This is a genomic window from Streptomyces sp. SN-593 (genome assembly GCF_016756395.1).
GTDB classification, from domain to species: Bacteria; Actinomycetota; Actinomycetes; order Streptomycetales; family Streptomycetaceae; genus Actinacidiphila; species Actinacidiphila reveromycinica.
This window is the reverse complement of the sequence record NZ_AP018365.1, coordinates 5,626,094-5,642,636: the sequence shown is the minus strand read 5'-3', so window position 1 is coordinate 5,642,636 and position 16,543 is coordinate 5,626,094. Positions and strand designations below refer to the sequence as shown.

The 16,543-nt window shown below is 71.3% G+C and carries 14 protein-coding genes and 1 pseudogene; 9 read left to right on the top strand and 6 right to left on the bottom strand.

Annotation, left to right across the window (positions count from 1 at the left end; translation table 11 throughout):
• Positions 1-17: 17 nt before the first annotated feature.
• Positions 18-1,115, bottom strand: a complete 1,098-nt coding sequence (locus tag RVR_RS24070) for a LacI family DNA-binding transcriptional regulator (protein ID WP_202235969.1) — start codon at positions 1,113-1,115, stop codon at positions 18-20.
• A gap of 153 nt (positions 1,116-1,268) precedes the next feature.
• On the opposite strand from RVR_RS24070, the gene RVR_RS24065 reads away from it, so the two are divergent.
• The 6 genes from RVR_RS24065 to RVR_RS24040 all read left to right on the top strand — a co-directional run bounded on the left by RVR_RS24065 (position 1,269) and on the right by RVR_RS24040 (position 9,005).
• Positions 1,269-2,249: an ABC transporter permease gene (locus RVR_RS24065; RefSeq protein WP_202235967.1), complete on the top strand. Its 981-nt coding sequence runs from the start codon at positions 1,269-1,271 to the stop codon at positions 2,247-2,249.
• The gene (locus RVR_RS24060) at positions 2,246-3,136 is read left to right on the top strand and encodes a carbohydrate ABC transporter permease (protein WP_202235965.1); all 891 of its coding nucleotides are present in this window, start codon (positions 2,246-2,248) and stop codon (positions 3,134-3,136) included. Before RVR_RS24065 ends, RVR_RS24060 begins: the two co-directional genes overlap by 4 nt.
• Positions 3,137-3,180: 44 nt before the next feature.
• Complete coding sequence (locus RVR_RS24055) at positions 3,181-4,842, top strand: extracellular solute-binding protein (RefSeq protein WP_202235964.1); 1,662 nt, start codon at positions 3,181-3,183, stop codon at positions 4,840-4,842.
• A 67-nt stretch (positions 4,843-4,909) separates the two neighbouring features.
• Positions 4,910-6,787 carry a heparinase II/III family protein gene (locus tag RVR_RS24050; protein ID WP_202235956.1) on the top strand — a complete coding sequence of 626 codons (1,878 nt, stop codon included), beginning with the start codon at positions 4,910-4,912 and terminating at the stop codon, positions 6,785-6,787.
• Positions 6,788-7,016: 229 nt separating this feature from the next.
• Entirely contained in the window at positions 7,017-8,582 is a 1,566-nt protein-coding gene (locus RVR_RS24045) for a DUF4832 domain-containing protein (RefSeq protein ID WP_202235954.1), read from the top strand.
• A gap of 153 nt (positions 8,583-8,735) precedes the next feature.
• A complete protein-coding gene (locus RVR_RS24040; protein ID WP_202235953.1) occupies positions 8,736-9,005 on the top strand; it encodes a hypothetical protein in 270 nt (89 codons plus the stop codon).
• 106 nt (positions 9,006-9,111) lie between these two features.
• On the opposite strand, the pseudogene RVR_RS24035 reads toward RVR_RS24040, so the two are convergent.
• Positions 9,112-10,659 (bottom strand): annotated as a pseudogene (locus tag RVR_RS24035) (DEAD/DEAH box helicase); the annotation flags it as partial.
• Between the two features lie 458 nt (positions 10,660-11,117).
• On the opposite strand from RVR_RS24035, the gene RVR_RS24030 reads away from it, so the two are divergent.
• From RVR_RS24030 to RVR_RS24020, 3 genes are all read left to right on the top strand, one after another.
• Positions 11,118-11,858: a ferritin-like fold-containing protein gene (locus RVR_RS24030; protein WP_202235952.1), complete on the top strand. Its 741-nt coding sequence runs from the start codon at positions 11,118-11,120 to the stop codon at positions 11,856-11,858.
• A gap of 163 nt (positions 11,859-12,021) precedes the next feature.
• On the top strand, positions 12,022-12,951 hold the full coding sequence (locus tag RVR_RS24025) for an alpha/beta fold hydrolase (RefSeq protein WP_202235951.1): 930 nt from the start codon (positions 12,022-12,024) through the stop codon (positions 12,949-12,951).
• A gap of 93 nt (positions 12,952-13,044) precedes the next feature.
• Entirely contained in the window at positions 13,045-13,185 is a 141-nt protein-coding gene (locus RVR_RS24020; protein ID WP_202235950.1) for a hypothetical protein, read from the top strand.
• Between the two features lie 119 nt (positions 13,186-13,304).
• On the opposite strand, the gene RVR_RS24015 is transcribed toward RVR_RS24020, so the two are convergent.
• From RVR_RS24015 to RVR_RS24000, 4 genes are all read right to left on the bottom strand, one after another.
• Positions 13,305-13,913 (bottom strand): MarC family protein, encoded by a 609-nt coding sequence (locus RVR_RS24015; RefSeq protein ID WP_202235949.1) that lies wholly within the window; start codon positions 13,911-13,913, stop codon positions 13,305-13,307.
• A 170-nt stretch (positions 13,914-14,083) separates the two neighbouring features.
• Positions 14,084-14,947 (bottom strand): PHP domain-containing protein, encoded by an 864-nt coding sequence (locus RVR_RS24010; RefSeq protein WP_202235948.1) that lies wholly within the window; start codon positions 14,945-14,947, stop codon positions 14,084-14,086.
• Between the two features lie 97 nt (positions 14,948-15,044).
• On the bottom strand, positions 15,045-15,683 hold the full coding sequence (locus tag RVR_RS24005) for a DUF6758 family protein (protein WP_202235947.1): 639 nt from the start codon (positions 15,681-15,683) through the stop codon (positions 15,045-15,047).
• Between the two features lie 170 nt (positions 15,684-15,853).
• A complete protein-coding gene (locus RVR_RS24000) occupies positions 15,854-16,441 on the bottom strand; it encodes a suppressor of fused domain protein (protein ID WP_202235946.1) in 588 nt (195 codons plus the stop codon).
• Positions 16,442-16,543: the final 102 nt, after the last annotated feature.

The following is a 16,543-nucleotide window of genomic DNA, read 5'->3' as shown; positions in this document are numbered from 1 at the left end:
GCGCGGGGTGCAATCGATCAGGAGTCGAACACCGGACGGGCCGACTCCCGCACGCTGAGCGTCGGCGTCAGCGTCATGTGGCGGCGGGCGAAACCCAACTCGGCGGCGGCCGAAAGACGTTCGAAACACATCGTGGCGGCGAAACGGCCGACGTCGTGCTTCGGCGGGGCGACCGCGGTCAGCGGCACGGCGGCGAAGGCGGCGACCTCGTCGTCGTACGCCACGACCGACAGGTCGCCCGGTATGGAGACCCCCATCTCGAGCACCGTCTTCACGAACTCCACCGCGTAGTGGTCGGAGTGCACGAACACCGCGGTGGTGCCGGCGTCCAGGCACCGCGTGACGAACCGGCGGGTCGCGGCGCCCACCGAGGCGGTCTCGTCGATGATCTCCACCGGCGCGTCGGTGCGCAGCCCGAGCTGCCGCACGGTCCGCTCGTAGCCGGTGCGCAGTTGCGGCGAGGTGGGGGTGTCGAACATCGCGACGCCGACCGAGCGGTGCCCGAGATCGGCCAGGTGCCGGATGGCGACCGCGGCTCCGGCGCTGTGGTCGCTGCGGACGGACTCCAAGGTGGAGGCCCCGGTGGGGGCCTCGGTCACGGCCCGTTCGACGATCACCACCGGCATCGTCGCCTCGCTCAGCAGCTCCAGCGTCGGGAGGGCGTCGGCGACCGTGGTGGTGACGAGCAGCCCGTCGATGCCGCTCGACATGAAGCGCTTGATCTGCTGCCGTTCCAGCGCCCGGTCGTACTGCGAGACGCCGAGCACGACGCGTCCGCCGAGGGCTTCGGTACGCTCGGCGACACCGGCCACGACCTTCGGAAAATAGTATCCGGGGTCGGGGACCACCAGTCCGAGCGTGAACAGCGCGGTGGTCGGCTCCCCCGGCGCCGACCGTGGCGCCGGGCGGTGCGGGACACCCGCGGTCGGGTACGTCTCCACCGAAACGGCACCGCCGTGCACGCGCCGCAGCGCGCCGCGGTCGGCCAGTTCGCCGAGATCCCGCCGGACGGTCATCGCCGAGACGCCCTCCCGGGCGGCGAAGTCGGTTGCAGACAAGCTTCCGTGGACACGCAACTCGGCCAGGATGCGCTCCTGGCGCTGACTCGGGTGCATCGTCGCTCCCATGTGCGTTTGGTGTGCGGATGAATATTCGCTCTTGACTCTCATCATATGAGCACTTAGAGATGTCGAAGTGTTCGAACGCCGCACCGTGGTCGTCGCCGAGCCAACTCCCGGACACCCGAATATCTGAGGCAAAGGAGCCGCATGAGCGCGAAGTTGGTCGCCCCAGCAGCGACCCGTACCGACCGCCACGGTCGTGCACTGGTCGAGCGCCGGGTCCCGTTCCTCGCCAGGCTTCGGCAGGACTACCCGCTGCTGATCATGGTGACGCCGGCAGTGGTCCTGCTGCTGCTGTTCGTCTACGTGCCGCTGTTCGGCAACGTGATCGCGTTCATGGACTACCAGCCCTACGTGCCGATCACGCAGAGCCCGTGGATCGGCCTGCAGAACTTCCAGACGCTCTTCGCCGACCCGACGTTCTGGCGTGCGGTGGTCAACACCCTCGAGATCACGCTGATGCAGCTCGTGCTCTTCTTCCCGGTGCCGATCGCCCTCGCGCTGCTGATCCACTCGCTGGTGTGGCCGTGGCTGCGCATCCTCGTCCAGTCGGTGCTGTACCTGCCGCACTTCCTGTCCTGGGTGATCGTCGTCGGCTTCTTCCAGGAGTCCCTCGGCTCCGGCGGCGTGGTCAACCACATGCTGCGGCAGGCCAACGAGTCGACGATCACCGTCATGAGCGACCCGTCGACGTTCAAGCTGCTGCTGACCTCGCAGCTGATCTGGAAGGACGCCGGCTGGGGCACGATCATCTTCCTCGCCGCGCTCGCCGCGATCGACGACTCGCTCTACGAGGCGGCGGCCATCGACGGTTCGGGGGCGTGGAGCCGGTTCTGGCACGTCACGCTGCCCGGCATCCGGCCGATCATCGTGCTGCTGCTCATCCTGCGGCTCGGCGAGGCGCTGTCCGTCGGGTTCGAGCAGATCATCCTGCAACGCAACGCGGTGGGGGCGCACGCGGCCGAAGTGCTCGACACCTACGTCTATTACCACGGCGTGGTCGACGGCAACTGGGGTGTCGGCATAGCGGTGGGACTCATCAAGGGCGTGGTCGGGTTCGTGCTCATCCTGGGCGCGAACAAGGCGGCCCACATGCTCGGAGAACAAGGGGTGTACTCGCGGTCATGAGCACTATTCGCCGTCCGGTCTGGGCCGGAAAACCCAAGCCCGTCGTGCTGGCGCTCAAGGGTGTCGCCGTCCTCTTCCTGCTCGCCCTCATCCTGTTCCCCTTCCTCATCGTCTTCTCGACGAGCGTGTCGGACAACGACGACATCACCGCCGCCGGCGGCTACGTCGTCTGGCCGAAGTCCTTCAACCTGTCGGCGTACTCGCAGATCCTGTCCGGCGGGATCGTCACCCGGGCCATCGTGGTGACCGCGCTGGTCACGCTCATCGGCACGGCGATCAGCGTGACTTCGACGGTGCTCGCCGCTTGGGCGCTGAGCCGTCCCGGATCGCTCTTCCAGCGGCCGCTGCTGACCTTCGTGCTCGTCACGTTCCTCTTCACCCCCGGTCTCATACCGCTCTACCTGGTGGTGAAACAGCTCGGCCTGGTGAACAACTACTGGGCGCTGATCCTGCCTTCGGCGTTCAGCGTCTTCAACCTGGTCGTCGTGCGCGGATTCATGATGGGAATACCGAAGGAACTCATCGACAGCGCGAAGATGGACGGCGCCGGGGAATGGCGCGTGCTGTGGAGGATCGTCCTCCCGCTGTCCCGCGCGGTCATCGCCGTCGTCACCCTCTTCTACGCCGTCGGCTACTGGAACGCGTTCTTCAACGCCCTCCTCTACATCAACGACTCGACGAAGTGGACGCTGCAACTGGTCCTGCGCACCTACGTGCTCCAGGGGTCCTCCCTCGTCTCCGGTGTCGGTGACACCACGATCCACCCCGCCGCCCAGTCCGTGCAGATGGCGGTCGTCATGATCGCGATCGCCCCGATCGCCCTCGCCTACCCGTTCGTCCAGCGGCACCTCACCAAGGGTGTGCTCACCGGGGCCGTCAAGGGCTGAGCCGCCGCCAGCAGACACCGAGTCCACTTCGAAGGAGAAGTCCGATGAACCAGCCCACCCCCGGTTCGATCAGCCGCCGCAAGCTCCTCGGGGGCGCCGCGTTCGGGCTCCTGGCCCTCGGCACGGGAGGCGCGCTGTCCGGCTGTTCCTCCAGCGACGCCGCCAGCATGAACAAGCTCTCCGACACCCTCGTACCGCTGCCGACGTACGTACCGGTGACCAAAGGCCCCAAGCCCGACCTGCCCGGCAACGCGATCGTGCAGCCGGTCTACTACGCGTCCCCGGCGAACAGCGAGCTGTTCCAGTCGGTCACCGGCAGCATCGGCGACGGCAGCACCACGTCCGGGTTCGTCGTGACCTACGACGCCCCGCCGCCGGCGAACAACACCTTCCTGCGGTACATAGAGAAGCAGGCGAACGCCAAGTTCGACCTGACCTTCGTGCCCGGCGACTCCTTCGCCGAAAAGTTCGCGACCATGATCGCCGGCAACACCCTGCCGGAGATGGTCGAGTTCCTGACCTTCGCGATGCCGCCGCGCTACCCGCAGATCCTCGCCTCCCGGTTCCAGGACCTGTCCGAGTACCTGTCCGGCGACAAGGTCAAGGACTACCCGAACCTCGCGAACATCCCCACCCCGTCGTGGGTGAGTGCCCGGATCAACGGCAAGATCTACGGCGTTCCCGAGCACCGGCCGCCGTTCGGCAGCATCCTGGTGTGCCGTCCGGACATCATCAAGAAGCTCACCGGCCAGGAGCCCGCGCCGAAGAACGAGGACGACTTCACCGAGCTGTGCAAGGCGGTGACCGACGCCAAGGCGAACCGCTACGCCATCACCGGCCAGGGCGGCGCCGACGGCGTCGACTGGGCCTACGACATCATCGGCGCCGTCTTCGGGGTGCCGAACGGCTGGAAGCGCACCGGCGGCAAGTTCGTCAGCAAGTACGAGACCGAGGAGTGGGTGCGCGCGGTCAGCTACATCAAGAAGCTGTACTCGGCCGGCTACTACCACCCCGACTCCCCCAGCATGCAGAGCGCGCAGGCGAAGACGTACATCGCCAACGGCACCGTGCTGATGCACATGGACGGCATCTCCGCGCTGCTGGACACCACGCTGCCCAAGGACGCCGTGACCGGGGCGGTCGTGCCGTTCGGCGCCGACGGCGGCAAGGGCGCGAACTACCAGGGCTCGTCGAGCTTCTCCTTCACCGCGCTGAAGAAGGCGAGCCCGGCGAAGATCAAGGAGCAGCTGCGCCTGCTGGACTACCTGGCCGCGCCGTTCGGGTCGAAGGAGTCCTTCGACCTCACCCACGGCGAGGAGGGCGTCCACTACACCGGTTCCGGCGCGAACGCCACGCTGACCAAGGCCGGCGACACCATGGTCAACGCCAGCTCGCTGTACCGCCTCGCGGCGGGACCGCAGGTGCTCAACCTCGCGATCCGCATGGACGAGCAGCTTCGCCGCTCGCACGCCTGGCAGGTCGCCACCCAGGACATGCTGGTCCAGAACCCGGTCACCGGGCTGTACTCGGCCACCGCGTCGCAGTCCGCGTCCGCCGAGTCGGCGGTCCTGGACACCATGAACGACTACATCCTGGGCCGCGCGAACCTCTCCAAGGTGCGCAGCGCCATCAAGACCTGGACCTCCAGCGTCGGCAACACCATCCGCGGCGAGTACGAGAAGGCGTACGACAAGCAGCACGCCTGATCCGGAGCGCCGTCCGACCCGGGGCGCCGGCGGCGCCGTCCGGCCGATCACCAAGGGACCCGCACCCGTGCACAGCAGCGAAACCTCCTTCCGTTCCCTCCTCACTCCGGACGTCCGCGCCGCGGTGCGGGTCGGCGGCTGGTCGCCGGCTCCGCCGGTGCAGGACCGCGCCGCGTGGGCGGCCGTCGACGAGCACGACCGGCACGCCCTGCACGCCGAACTCCTGCGCTGGCGGGAGAGGGCGGCGAACGAGCCGCACAGCCTCAGCCGGTGGGCGGCCTACAGCCGCACCGGCGACCGGGTGCCCCAGGAGCGCGCCGAGCACGCGCTCTGCGGGCTGGTGGGGACCACCGCCCTGATGCTCGGGGTCACCGGCGACGATGAGCTGGTGCCGCGCCTGGCGGACGGCGTCTGGCGGATGTGCGAGCTGAGCGCCTGGTGCCTGCCGTCGCACTACGCCCTGCCGGAGTCGGGCGAGCGGCCGTTCCTGCCCGTTCCGGGCCGGGACGTCCTCGACCTGGCGGACGCGTCGATCGGGGCCATGCTCGCCGGCATCGACGCGATCGCCGGCGAACGCCTCGAACAGGACTACCCGGGCCTGCGCGCCCGGGTGCACCACGAGATCCGCCGCCGGGTACTGGACCCCTGGGAGAACGAGGTCTACTTCTGGCACGGGGTCGACGGCCCGCCGAACAACTGGGCGCCGTGGATCGTGTCGAACGTCCTGGTCTGCGCCGCCGTCGTGGAGACCGACAAGGAGCGGCTGACCGCCACCGTCGACCGCGCGCTGGTCATCCTCGACCGCTTCCGCGCCGGCTACGACGACGACGGAAGCTGCGACGAGGGCGCCACCTACTGGTGGTGGGCGGGGGCCACCCTGTTCGAGGCCCTGGACCTGCTGGAGGAGCTGACGGCGGGGACGCTGAACGGCTTCCCGGTCGCGCCGGTCCCGCAGATGGCCCGCTTCCCGATGAGCATGCAGATCGGCACCGGCTCGCAGGTCAACTACTCCGACGGCTCGCCGGTCCTGCCGGAGAACGCCAACTGGCACCTGCTGGCCCGCTTCGGCGCCCGCGTCGGCGACGAGGAGGTGGTCCGGCACGCGCGGTGGATGGGCCGCACGCACCCCCTGCGCTTCGACGGCCAGCTCGCGCCGCTGTTCCGGCGCACCCTCACCGCGCTGCGCGCGCCGGGCTGGGCGGACGGGGAGGCCGCACCCGGCATGCCGGCGGCGCTCTACCTGCCCGGCACCGAGGTCGCGGTGGCCCGCGAGCGCGCGGGCGGCATCGAGGGGCTGTTCGTGGCGGCCAAGGGGGGCCACAACGACGTCAGCCACAACCACAACGACGCGGGCGGCGTCATCGTCGCGCTGGACGGCGACCCCGTCCTGATCGACGCGGGCGTGGGCGTCTACCGGCGCGAGACCTTCGAGCCGGCGACCCGGTACACGATCTGGACCATGCGCAGCGGATGGCACAACGTCCCGCTGCCGAACGGTGTGGAACAGCCGCACGGGGCGGAGTACCGCGCCACCGGCACCGCCTTCGACGACGACGGGACCACCACACGGCTGGAGATGGACCTCACCGCCGCGTACCCGCCCGAGAGCGGTCTGCTGCGCTGCGGGCGCACCGTGCTGCTCGACCGCCGGGACCCGGCCGTCGAGATCCGCGACACGTGGGCCTTCGGCAAGGACGGCACCATGACGCTCGTGCTCATGACCGCGCTCGAACCCGAGCCGGAGGAGGGCGGGCTGCGGGTCGGCGCGGCCCACGTGGCGGTCGACACGGCCGGGTTCGAGGTGGTCGTCGAGTCGATCGACCTCGACGACGCGAAGCTCGCGCGGGCCTGGAACGGGCGGGTGTTCCGCACCCGGCTGGTGCAGCGCGTGCCCGCCCCCGCCGGCGGGCACGTCCTCCGGGTGACCCGCGCCGCCACCTCCTGACGCGTATTCACCGGTGGTTCCGCGTTCACCCGCGAATCCGGAACCACCGGCTTTCCCGGATTCACCGAATGGTCCGGAATAATCGGCCGCACAGATTCCGGAGCCCTCTCTCCCGCACCGCGAATGTGCGAGATGTGTTCTCTTCGCACGCGGCCCTTGCCCGGCGGATTCACGAAAGCGCATCATAAAAAAACAACGTCGTTTTCGTCGTTTTCAAGGGAGAGAACGCATGACGGAGTCGAACAAGATCAGCCGGAGGACCGCCCTCGGCCTTGGACTGGCCACGGCGGCGTCCGGCACGTTCCTCGCCGGGCCGGCGTCCGCGGCGACGAGGTCCGGCGGCCGCCATGCCCACGGGCACGGCGGCGTCGGCCCCAGGATCACCGCCGCCTTCACCCCCGACACCACCACGGTGTTGCGCAACCCGCTCGACGGCTGGTCGCTGTACGCCAACACCTCCTTCCCGTCGAACTACTGGACGCAGTACGACGCGGTACCGGTGGAGGATTCCACCGGCACCGCCAAGGTGAGCGACTACGCGTCCGTGTACTACATGCGGGTCGCCTGGTCGCTGCTCGAACCCTCCGAGGGCGTCTACGCGTGGCAGTCGGACACCCCGATCAAGCTGGCCATCGACGAGGCCCGCTCCCGCGGCCTGCGGCTGGCCTTCCGCATCGTCGTCGACAGCCGGGACAAGGCGTACGACTTCACCCCGTCCTACGTCCGCGACGCCGGCGCCCAGGGCTACGAGACGCAGACCGGAAGCGTCACGGTGTGGTCGCCGTACCCGGACGACCCGGTGTTCCAGGAGAAGTTCGCCGCCTTCCTCCGGGCGTTCGGCGCCCAGTACGGCGACCCGGCCGTCACGGACTACGTCGACGGGTACGGCCTGGGGCTGTGGGGCGAGGGCCACACGGTCCTCTACCTCGACTCCGCGAACCGCGAGTCGGTGTTCCGCTGGATCATCGGCGAGTATTCCGCCGCTTTCCCGAAGGTGGCGCTCGCGATGAACTACCACCGCCTGATCGGCACCGGAATAGGATGGGGGGATCCGGACCCCGACAGCGAGCGGCTGCTCGACATCGCATTCGACAGCGGATACGTCCTGCGGCACGACGCATTCGGCATGACGACGTACTACAGCGACTGGGAAAAGGCCATTGCCGCGAAATGGAAGTACAAGCGGCCGATCATCATGGAAGGCGGGTGGGTGACCGGGTCGATGAACTACAGCATCGACCCGCGCGGGTACACGACCGTCGCCGACGTGCGGCAGGGCGAGTACGACGACTCCGCCGAGGCGCACGTCAACATGATGGACTTCCGGGTGGGCGAGTGCCTGACGTGGTTCGCGGACGCCTATCCCCTGGTGCAGCAGTTCGACGGCGGCGGGGGCTACCGGCTCTACCCGACGCAGGTCGTCGCACCGAGCAGCGTCGCCGCCGCCGCGACCGCCGACTTCACGCACACCTGGGCGAACCTCGGCTGGGGCTACCTGCCGAACAACATCCCGGCGTGGAACCAGCGGTACAAGGTGGCGATCGCGCTGCTCAAGGCCGACGGCACGGCGGCGAAGGTCTTCGTGGACGCCGACAGCGACCCGTCGACCTGGCTCAACGGCAGCACGACGTCGTACACGTTCCGCTCCCCGGCACTCGGTGTCGCGAAGGGGGCGTACCGCTGGGGCATCGCCCTGGTCGACACCACGAAGGGCGACACGCCCGGGATCGCGCTCGCCGCCCAGGGCACCACCGCGGGCGGCTGGCTCGTGGTGGGTGACGTGCAGGTCGTGTGAGGTCGGGGCGGAGGGTGCGTCCGCGAGCCGGGCGCGCCCTTCGACCGCCAACTCCCCTACGCAGACGGGTGAGAACGCTTTGCCCGCGCCTACTCCGGGGTAGGAGTCGTACGGACCGGTCCGTTCCGTACGTGCCACCGGAGGGATTTCACGATGTTGTGGGAAGCCGTCGTCTTCGCCGCCCTCGGGCTGCTCGCCGCGTGGTCGGCGAGCCGAATGTTCCCGCTCCGGCTCCCCGCGTCGCCGCTGGTCCTCACGACCGGCCCGGTCGCCTCGCTCGTCGGCGGACTGGTCACCTACAGCATCGTCGGCGTCCACCACCCCGAGGCGACCTTCCCCGCGGCACTGCTCACCTCCGCGGCCCTGCTCAGCGTGCTGTCCCGGCCGCCCCGCCGCGGTCGCCACGCGAAGGCGCTCGGCTGATCCCCGCGCCGGCGGGCGGTTCCGGCATCAGCCGAACCGCCCGCCGGCGCGCGGTCGCCGTGCGCGGTGGCGGGCGGCGCTCCCGCCACCGTCAGGAGGACTGCTCGGGGGTGGCCGAGGAACGGCTGCGGGTACGGCGGCGGCGCGGCTTGCGCGGCTCCTCCGCCTCGCCGGCCGCGGGCGCGGGCACGGCGGGTGCGGCCTCGACGGCCGGGGTCGCGGCCTCGGCCGCGGCGCTGCCGCCGACCGCGGCCCCGCCGCGGGTGCGCCGGCGCTGCCGCGGGGTGCGGGTACGGGGCGTGCGCTCGGCGGCCGGAGCCGCCGCCGCGCGCTCACGCGTACCGCCCTTGCGTCCGCGGCCACCGGTCTCCCCGAGGTCCTCGACCACTTCCGCGTCGAGCCCGGCCCTGGTCCGCTCGGCCCGGGGCAGTATTCCCTTGGTCCCCGCGGGGATGCCGAGCAGTTCGTACAGGTGCGGGGACGTGGAGTACGTCTCCTCCGGGTCGTTGAAGGTCAGCTCCAGCGCCTTGTTGATGAGCTGCCAGCGCGGGATGTCGTCCCAGTCGACCAGGGTGATCGCGGTACCGGAGGCGCCGGCCCGGCCGGTGCGGCCGATCCGGTGCAGGTACGTCTTCTCGTCCTCGGGCGTCTGGTAGTTGATCACGTGGGTGACGCCCTCGACGTCGATGCCGCGGGCGGCGACGTCGGTGCAGACGAGGACGTCCACCTTGCCGTTGCGGAAGGCGCGCAGCGCCTGCTCGCGTGCGCCCTGGCCGAGGTCGCCGTGCACCGCGCCGGCGGCGAACCCGCGCTTCTCCAACTGCTCGGCCACGTCGGCCGCGGTCCGCTTGGTGCGGCAGAAGATCATCGCCAGGCCGCGGCCGTCGGCCTGGAGGATGCGGGAGACCAGCTCCGGCTTGTCCAGGGAGTGCGCGCGGAAGACGTGCTGCGTGGTGTTGGCCACGGTGGCGCCGTGGTCGTCGGGCGCGGTGGCGCGGATGTGTGTCGGCTGCGACATGTAGCGCCGGGCCAGGCTGATCACGGCGCCGGGCATGGTCGCGGAGAAGAGCATGGTCTGGCGCCGCGCGGGCAGCATCGCCATGATCTTCTCGACGTCGGGCAGGAAGCCGAGGTCGAGCATCTCGTCGGCCTCGTCGAGCACCAGGGCGCGGACGTGCTTGAGGTTCAGCTTCTTCTGGCCGGACAGGTCGAGCAGGCGGCCGGGGGTGCCGACGACGATGTCGACGCCCTTCTTCAACGCCTCGACCTGCGGTTCGTAGGCCCGGCCGCCGTAGATCGCGGCGATCCGCACGGCGCGGACCTTGCCCGCGGTGAGCAGGTCGTTGGTGACCTGCTGGCACAGCTCGCGGGTGGGCACGACGACGAGCGCCTGCGGCGCGTCGGTGAGCTGCTCGGGGGTGGCGCGGCCGGCCTCGACGTCGGCGGCGACGGTGACCCGCTCCAGCAGGGGCAGGCCGAAGCCCAGCGTCTTGCCGGTGCCGGTCTTGGCCTGGCCGATGACGTCGTTGCCCGCGAGGGCGACCGGGAGTGTCATCTCCTGGATCGGGAAGGGAGTCGTGATACCGACGGCCTCAAGGGCATCGGCGGTCTCGTCGAGGATTCCCAGGCTGCGAAAAGTCGTGGTGGTCAGGATGTTGCCTCTTCTGTGAGACGCGGCACTGGCGGGCGAGGGGGTCGAGCATCCGGTACGTCGGGTGTGACGAACCGTTCACTGACCGCGCAGAGTTGTCGTACGGCCATAGGTCGGCCGTTCAGGCGCGGGACCGCTGCCCTCGCTCAAGCCGCGAGCGGGCCCCTCCCGATGGCGGGAGGGCGGTCGGTTCGGAGCCGATCGGGCCACCGACCGGGCATCCAGGTGTTGCACACGGGGCCCGTCGTGAGTCGGTGCCAGGCCGACTCTGGACGGGTGCATTACCACTCTACCCCGGAAACACGTAGCTGCACCCGATCAAATGTTTCGTTCGGGACGTCATCGGTTCCCGGCGGTCCGGGAGCGGCCGCCGCCGGGCAGGGCGCGGGGCGGTCCCGGGCGGGCCGCGGAAGCCGCCGCGGGGGCCGTCCGGGGCCGGGAACTTGGCTATTGTGCCCAGCATGGACACGCCTGCTGACACGCCCACCGACAACCAGCCGACCGTCACCGGTATCGCCGCCCAGGACTGGGCCGCGGCGTCCGCGCAGCCGCAGTACCGCGCCGCCGTCGTCGACCTGCTCGGCGCGCTGGCGTACGGCGAGCTCGCCGCGTTCGAACGGCTCGCGGAGGACGCGAAGCTCGCCCCGACGCTGGCGGACAAGGCGGAGCTGGCCGCGATGGCGTCAGCCGAGTTCCACCACTTCGAGCAGTTGCGGGCCCGGCTCGCCGAGATCGGCGAGGAGCCGCACGCGGCCATGGAGCCGTTCGCCGCCGCGCTCGACGGCTTCCACCGCCAGACCGCGCCGTCGGACTGGCTGGAGGGCCTGGTCAAGGCGTACGTCGGCGACTCGATCGCCTCCGACTTCTACCGCGAGGTGGCGGCGCGGCTGGACTCGGACAGCCGCACGCTGGTGCTTGCCGTGCTCGACGACACCGGGCACGCCACGTTCGCGGTGGAGAAGGTGCGGGCCGCGATCGCGGCGGAACCGCGGGTCGGCGGGCGGCTGGCGCTGTGGGCGCGGCGGCTGATGGGGGAGGCGCTGTCCCAGGCGCAGCGGGTGGTCGCGGACCGCGACGCGCTCTCCACGATGCTGGTCGGCGGGGTGGCGGACGGGTTCGACCTCGCGGAGGTGGGGCGGATGTTCTCCCGCATCACCGAGGCCCACACCAAGCGGATGGCCTCCCTGGGCCTCGCCGCGTAGGGGGCGCCCCGGGGGAGCCTCCACCGCCCGGTGGTGCGGGAGCCGCCGGGCGGGTCCCGGAGCCGGCGGTGGTCCCGGAGCCGGCAGGACGGGCCCGGCCGGGCGTGGTCGGGCACCCACGAACCGCAACCTCGCGGACACGTGGGCTGCGTAACCTCGCTCCATGAGCCGACCCACCGCCCTCGACCTCCCGACGAACGTCGTCTCCCGCCAGCTCGACACCTCGCGCGGCCCGTTCGCGGTGCTGGACGGCGCCCCCGCACAGGGCGCGCCGGTGCGCGGCCACGTCCTGATGGTCCCCGGCTTCACGGGGAGCAAGGAGGACTTCCTCGACCTGATGGCCCCGCTGACCGCCGCCGGCTTCCACGTGGTCGCGGTGGACGGCCGCGGCCAGTTCGAGACGGCCGGTCCGGCCGACGAGGCGGCCTACGCCCGCGCCGAGCTGGCGGCGGACGTACTGGCGCAGACGGCGGCGCTCACCGCCGGGTCCGGCGCGGACGCGCCCGTGCACGTGGTGGGCCACTCGCTGGGCGGCCAGATCGTCCGGGCCGCACTGCTGTCCGTACCCGCGGCGCCGTACGCGTCGCTGACCCTGATGAGTTCGGGGCCGGCCGCGATCGAGGCGCAGCAGCAGGCGCGCACGCAGCTTCTGCTCGACCACCTGCCGGTGTTGGGCATGGAGGGCGCGTGGCAGGCGATGCGGACGCTGGAGGCCGGCGCCGGCGCGGACGGCGCGGGCGACGTGCAGGAGGCCACGCCGGGCTGGCTGTCGGATTTCCTGCACCGCCGCTGGCTCGGCACCAGGCCGGAGCAACTTCTCGCCACGGCACGGCAGTTGATGACCGAAACCGACCGAGTGGCGGAGTTGGCCCTACTGCCGCTGCCTAAACTCGTACTCTCCGGCGAGGCGGACTACGCCTGGCCGGTGCCGTGGCTGGACGAGATGGCGGAGCGCCTCGGTGCCCGGCGCGTCGTGATCAAGGACGCCGGGCACTCGCCCAACGCGGAGCAGCCGGCCGAGACCGCGGCCGCGCTGATCGCCTTCTGGGGGGACACCGAGGAGCGGCAGGGGGACTCCCTCACCGGAGAGTAGTTGAGGCGGGAAATTTTTTCGTTAGCCTCAGGAATGTTTAGAAGGGGGTGTTCGTTGACCACACATGTAACGCGCGACGAAGGGAGAAGCCCCATGCGCTTTGAGATCATGCGACTCGACGACGTCAACGGCGAGGCCGTGGACAGCACCGTCGTGGACGCCCACGCTGTCGACGGGATCGTGCAGCAGGCCGCCGCTCTCGGCCAGCGCATCTACATCCGCCCCGCGGACTGATCGCAGGCTCTGACGCAACGGCGCCCCGTACCGAAGGGATGTACGGGGCGCTTTCGCCTTCCCGGGGCGTTCGTGCCGGGGGTCGTCGTCCCGGCCCGCCACCCGGCGAGCCGCCCGGCTCAGCCCTCGCCGTGGACGAAGCCGAGGATGCCGTTGGCCACCGACTGGACGGCGATCGCCGACAGCAGCATCCCCGACAGCCGGGTCACCAGCACCACCCCGCCCTCCTTGATCAGCCGGATGATCGCCAGCGAGTAGCGCATGGTCAGCCACAGGACCGCGTGCATCGCCACGATCGCCACCCACACCGAGAGCTGCTGCCCGAAGCCGTCCGCGTGCTGCACCGCCAGGATCACGGTGACGATCGCGCCCGGTCCGGCCAGCAGCGGCATGCCGAGCGGCACCAGCGCCACGTTCACGTCCTTCGTCTGCGTCGGCTCGTCCGCCTTGCCCGTCAGCAGGTCGAGCGCGATCAACAGCAGCAGCAGTCCGCCGGCCACCCGCAGCGCCGGCACCGAGACGTGCAGGTAGTCCAGGATCTGCTGGCCGCAGACGCCGAACACGGCGATCACCCCGAGCGCGACGGACGCGGCCTGCCACGCCATGCGCCGCTGGACCTTGGTCGCGCGCCCCGACGTCAGCGCGAGGAAGATCGGGGTGATCCCGGGCGGGTCCATGATCACGAACAGGGTGAAGAAGACGGACCCGAACAGGGTGATGTCGAACATGGGTGAAGGCTTTCTGGACGTGGCCGTGCCGCCCCGCAGGGGCGTGGGGGAAGGGGCGCGCGGGAGCGCGCGGGCGCCGCCGCGGACGTGCGGAAACGCGTGGAAGGGAGGGAGGAGGGGGCCGCCGGACCCCGGACGCCGGACCGCTGGAGCGCGGAGCCGCTGGAGCGCTAGACCGCCGAGATGGGCACCGCGCCGGTGGCCCGGCGCGCGATCTCCCGGTAGACCTCGGGATCGGTGACGCAGTCGCCCAGCCGGACAGCCTTGCGGTCGCCGTGGTAGTCGCTCGAACCGGTGGCGAGCAGGTCGTGCGCGGCGGCGAACGCGCGCAGCCGCGCCCTGGTCGCGTCGTCGTGGTCCACGTGGTCCACCTCGATGCCGTCGAGACCGGCGGCGGCCAGCTCCGCGATCACCGACTCCGGCACCGTCTCGCCGCGCTTGTGGGCCCCCGGGTGCGCGAAGACGCTCACCCCGCCGGCGCCCTTCACCAGCCGCACCGCCTCGAACGGGTCCAACTCGTGCTTCGGGACGTACGCGCGGCCGTCGTTGGCGAGCCACTCGCCGGTGAAGGCGTCCGAGACGCTGTCCACCACGCCCAGTTCGACCATCGCCGTGGCGATGTGCGGACGGCCCACCGAGCCGTCCCCGGCGATCCGGGCGACCTGCTCCCAGGTCACCGGAACGCCCATCTCGCGGAGCCTGGCGACCATGCCGCGCGCCCTCGGCACCCGGTCGTCCCGCACCAGTTCGCGCTCGCGGTACAGCTCGGGTTCGGCCGGGTCGAAGAGGTACGCCAGCATGTGCATGCTGATGCCGTCGATCCGGCAGGACAGCTCGGCTCCGGTCACCAGCGTGAGCCTGCCGGCGGCTTCCGGCCCGGCGAGGGCGGCGGTCGCCTCGGCGTAGCCGCCCACCGTGTCGTGGTCCGTGAGCGCCACCACGTCCAGCCCCGCGGCCGCGGCGTTCCGCACGAGTTCGGCCGGGGAGTCGGTCCCGTCGGACGCCGAGGAGTGGGTGTGCAGGTCGACACGCACGACGCGCTCCGCGGGTCTCGGGGGGATGGTGGGCGTGGCCAGCATAACCCTCCGCGGTGGTGCGCCCGTGGAGTCCTCCCGGAGGGAGGGCGCCCCGCTACGCGAGCAGGCGGGGGGTGAGGGCGCCGCAGGGGAGCAGGTCCACCTCGGCGCCGGCGTCCCGCAGGTCCGTCAGGACCAGCTCGTCGTACATCAGCAGTCCGGTCTGCTCCGGCCAGACGATCGCCCACAGCCAGAGCCCGCGCGCCTCGCCGGCGAAGACGACGCGGTCGTCGGGGACGCCCCCGACGTGCCAGAGGGGCGTGGGGCGTCCGGCGGCCAGGACCTTGGCGTGCGGCGCGGTGTCCACGCACATGTCCGGTCCCGGGTCCGGCCCGTCGATCCCGGCGAAGCGGGCGCCGAGACCCACTCCCAACTCCTCGGCCACCAGGATCAGTTCACCCGGGCCGCCGAGGGGGCCGGGTCCCGAGCAGGAGACGGCGGTGGCGCGGCCGCCGCTGCGGTCGTCGCCTGCGGCGGCGACCCCGGAGAAGAGCCAGCCGACCGGTAGCGGCCACGGCATCCAGACCGGCACCCGGGCGCGGTGCACCACGACACCCAGGGCCTCGACGCTGGGGGGAACCACCGGTTGGAGCGGGTGCACGGTCCCGTGCAGATCACACTGCCAGGAATCGGCGAAGAGTCCGGGCGCACGGACCCTGCCACCGCACTTCGGGCAACTGGGTTCGCCCCTCATGAATCACCACGTTCCTCCTGGCCCCTCCCCCGCGTCAAGGACGATCACCCGTCCGGACCCCCGTTCCCGGCGCCGCCGACGGGCGAGGACGTGGTCGCGCGGACCCGCACCCCGCCCCGGCCCCGTAGCCGCGAGGCATCGCCGCGGCGGCGCGGGCCCCGGAACAGCCCTCAGGTGGCCAGGTCCACCGCTTTCCTGAGGGGGTCGCGCAGGTCCGTCTGCCGGGCGAGCCAGCGGTCCTGGAGCGCGGCGGCGCCGTGCACCCGCTTCCAGGCGGCCTCCGCGGGCGTCATCGGGAGCAGCGGGAGGAAGCGGACCGGGTCGAGGGGATCGGGCAGCGGGAGGTCCGGCACCAGACCGCCGGGCTCGGCGACGAGCACCGCGCGAAAGGGGGCGCCGGGCCACAGCGGCTCGGTGGCGTCCAGGGAGCCGCCGGGCGCGACGACCACGCCCTCCACCTGCGGGGAGGCGGCGAACACCGCCAGCGGCCGTAGCACCTCGTCGGTGCGGGCGAGCCCCGCCCGGACGGTGAGCACCAGTTCGGCGCGCGGCCCGCGCAGCGGGTCCGCCACGGTGGCCAGCGGGTCGGCCATCGGCTGCGCGGACATCCCGAGCGTGGCGTAGCGCACCAGGTCGCCGGCGGTGAAGCGGAGCACCTCGATCCGGTCGGTGCCCACGAAGGTGACCGCGGCGCGGGCGTCGGGCGCCCCGAAGGTCTCGGACAGCCGCGCCTCGACGAGCGCCGGAACATCAGCCATACGGCGAGCATAGAACGCGTACAGAACCGGTAAGGCGGCACCGAGGAGGTCCTCGGGCTTGCTAAGGTAGGGCGTTCACTCGCGCACCAAGGACATCCCCCA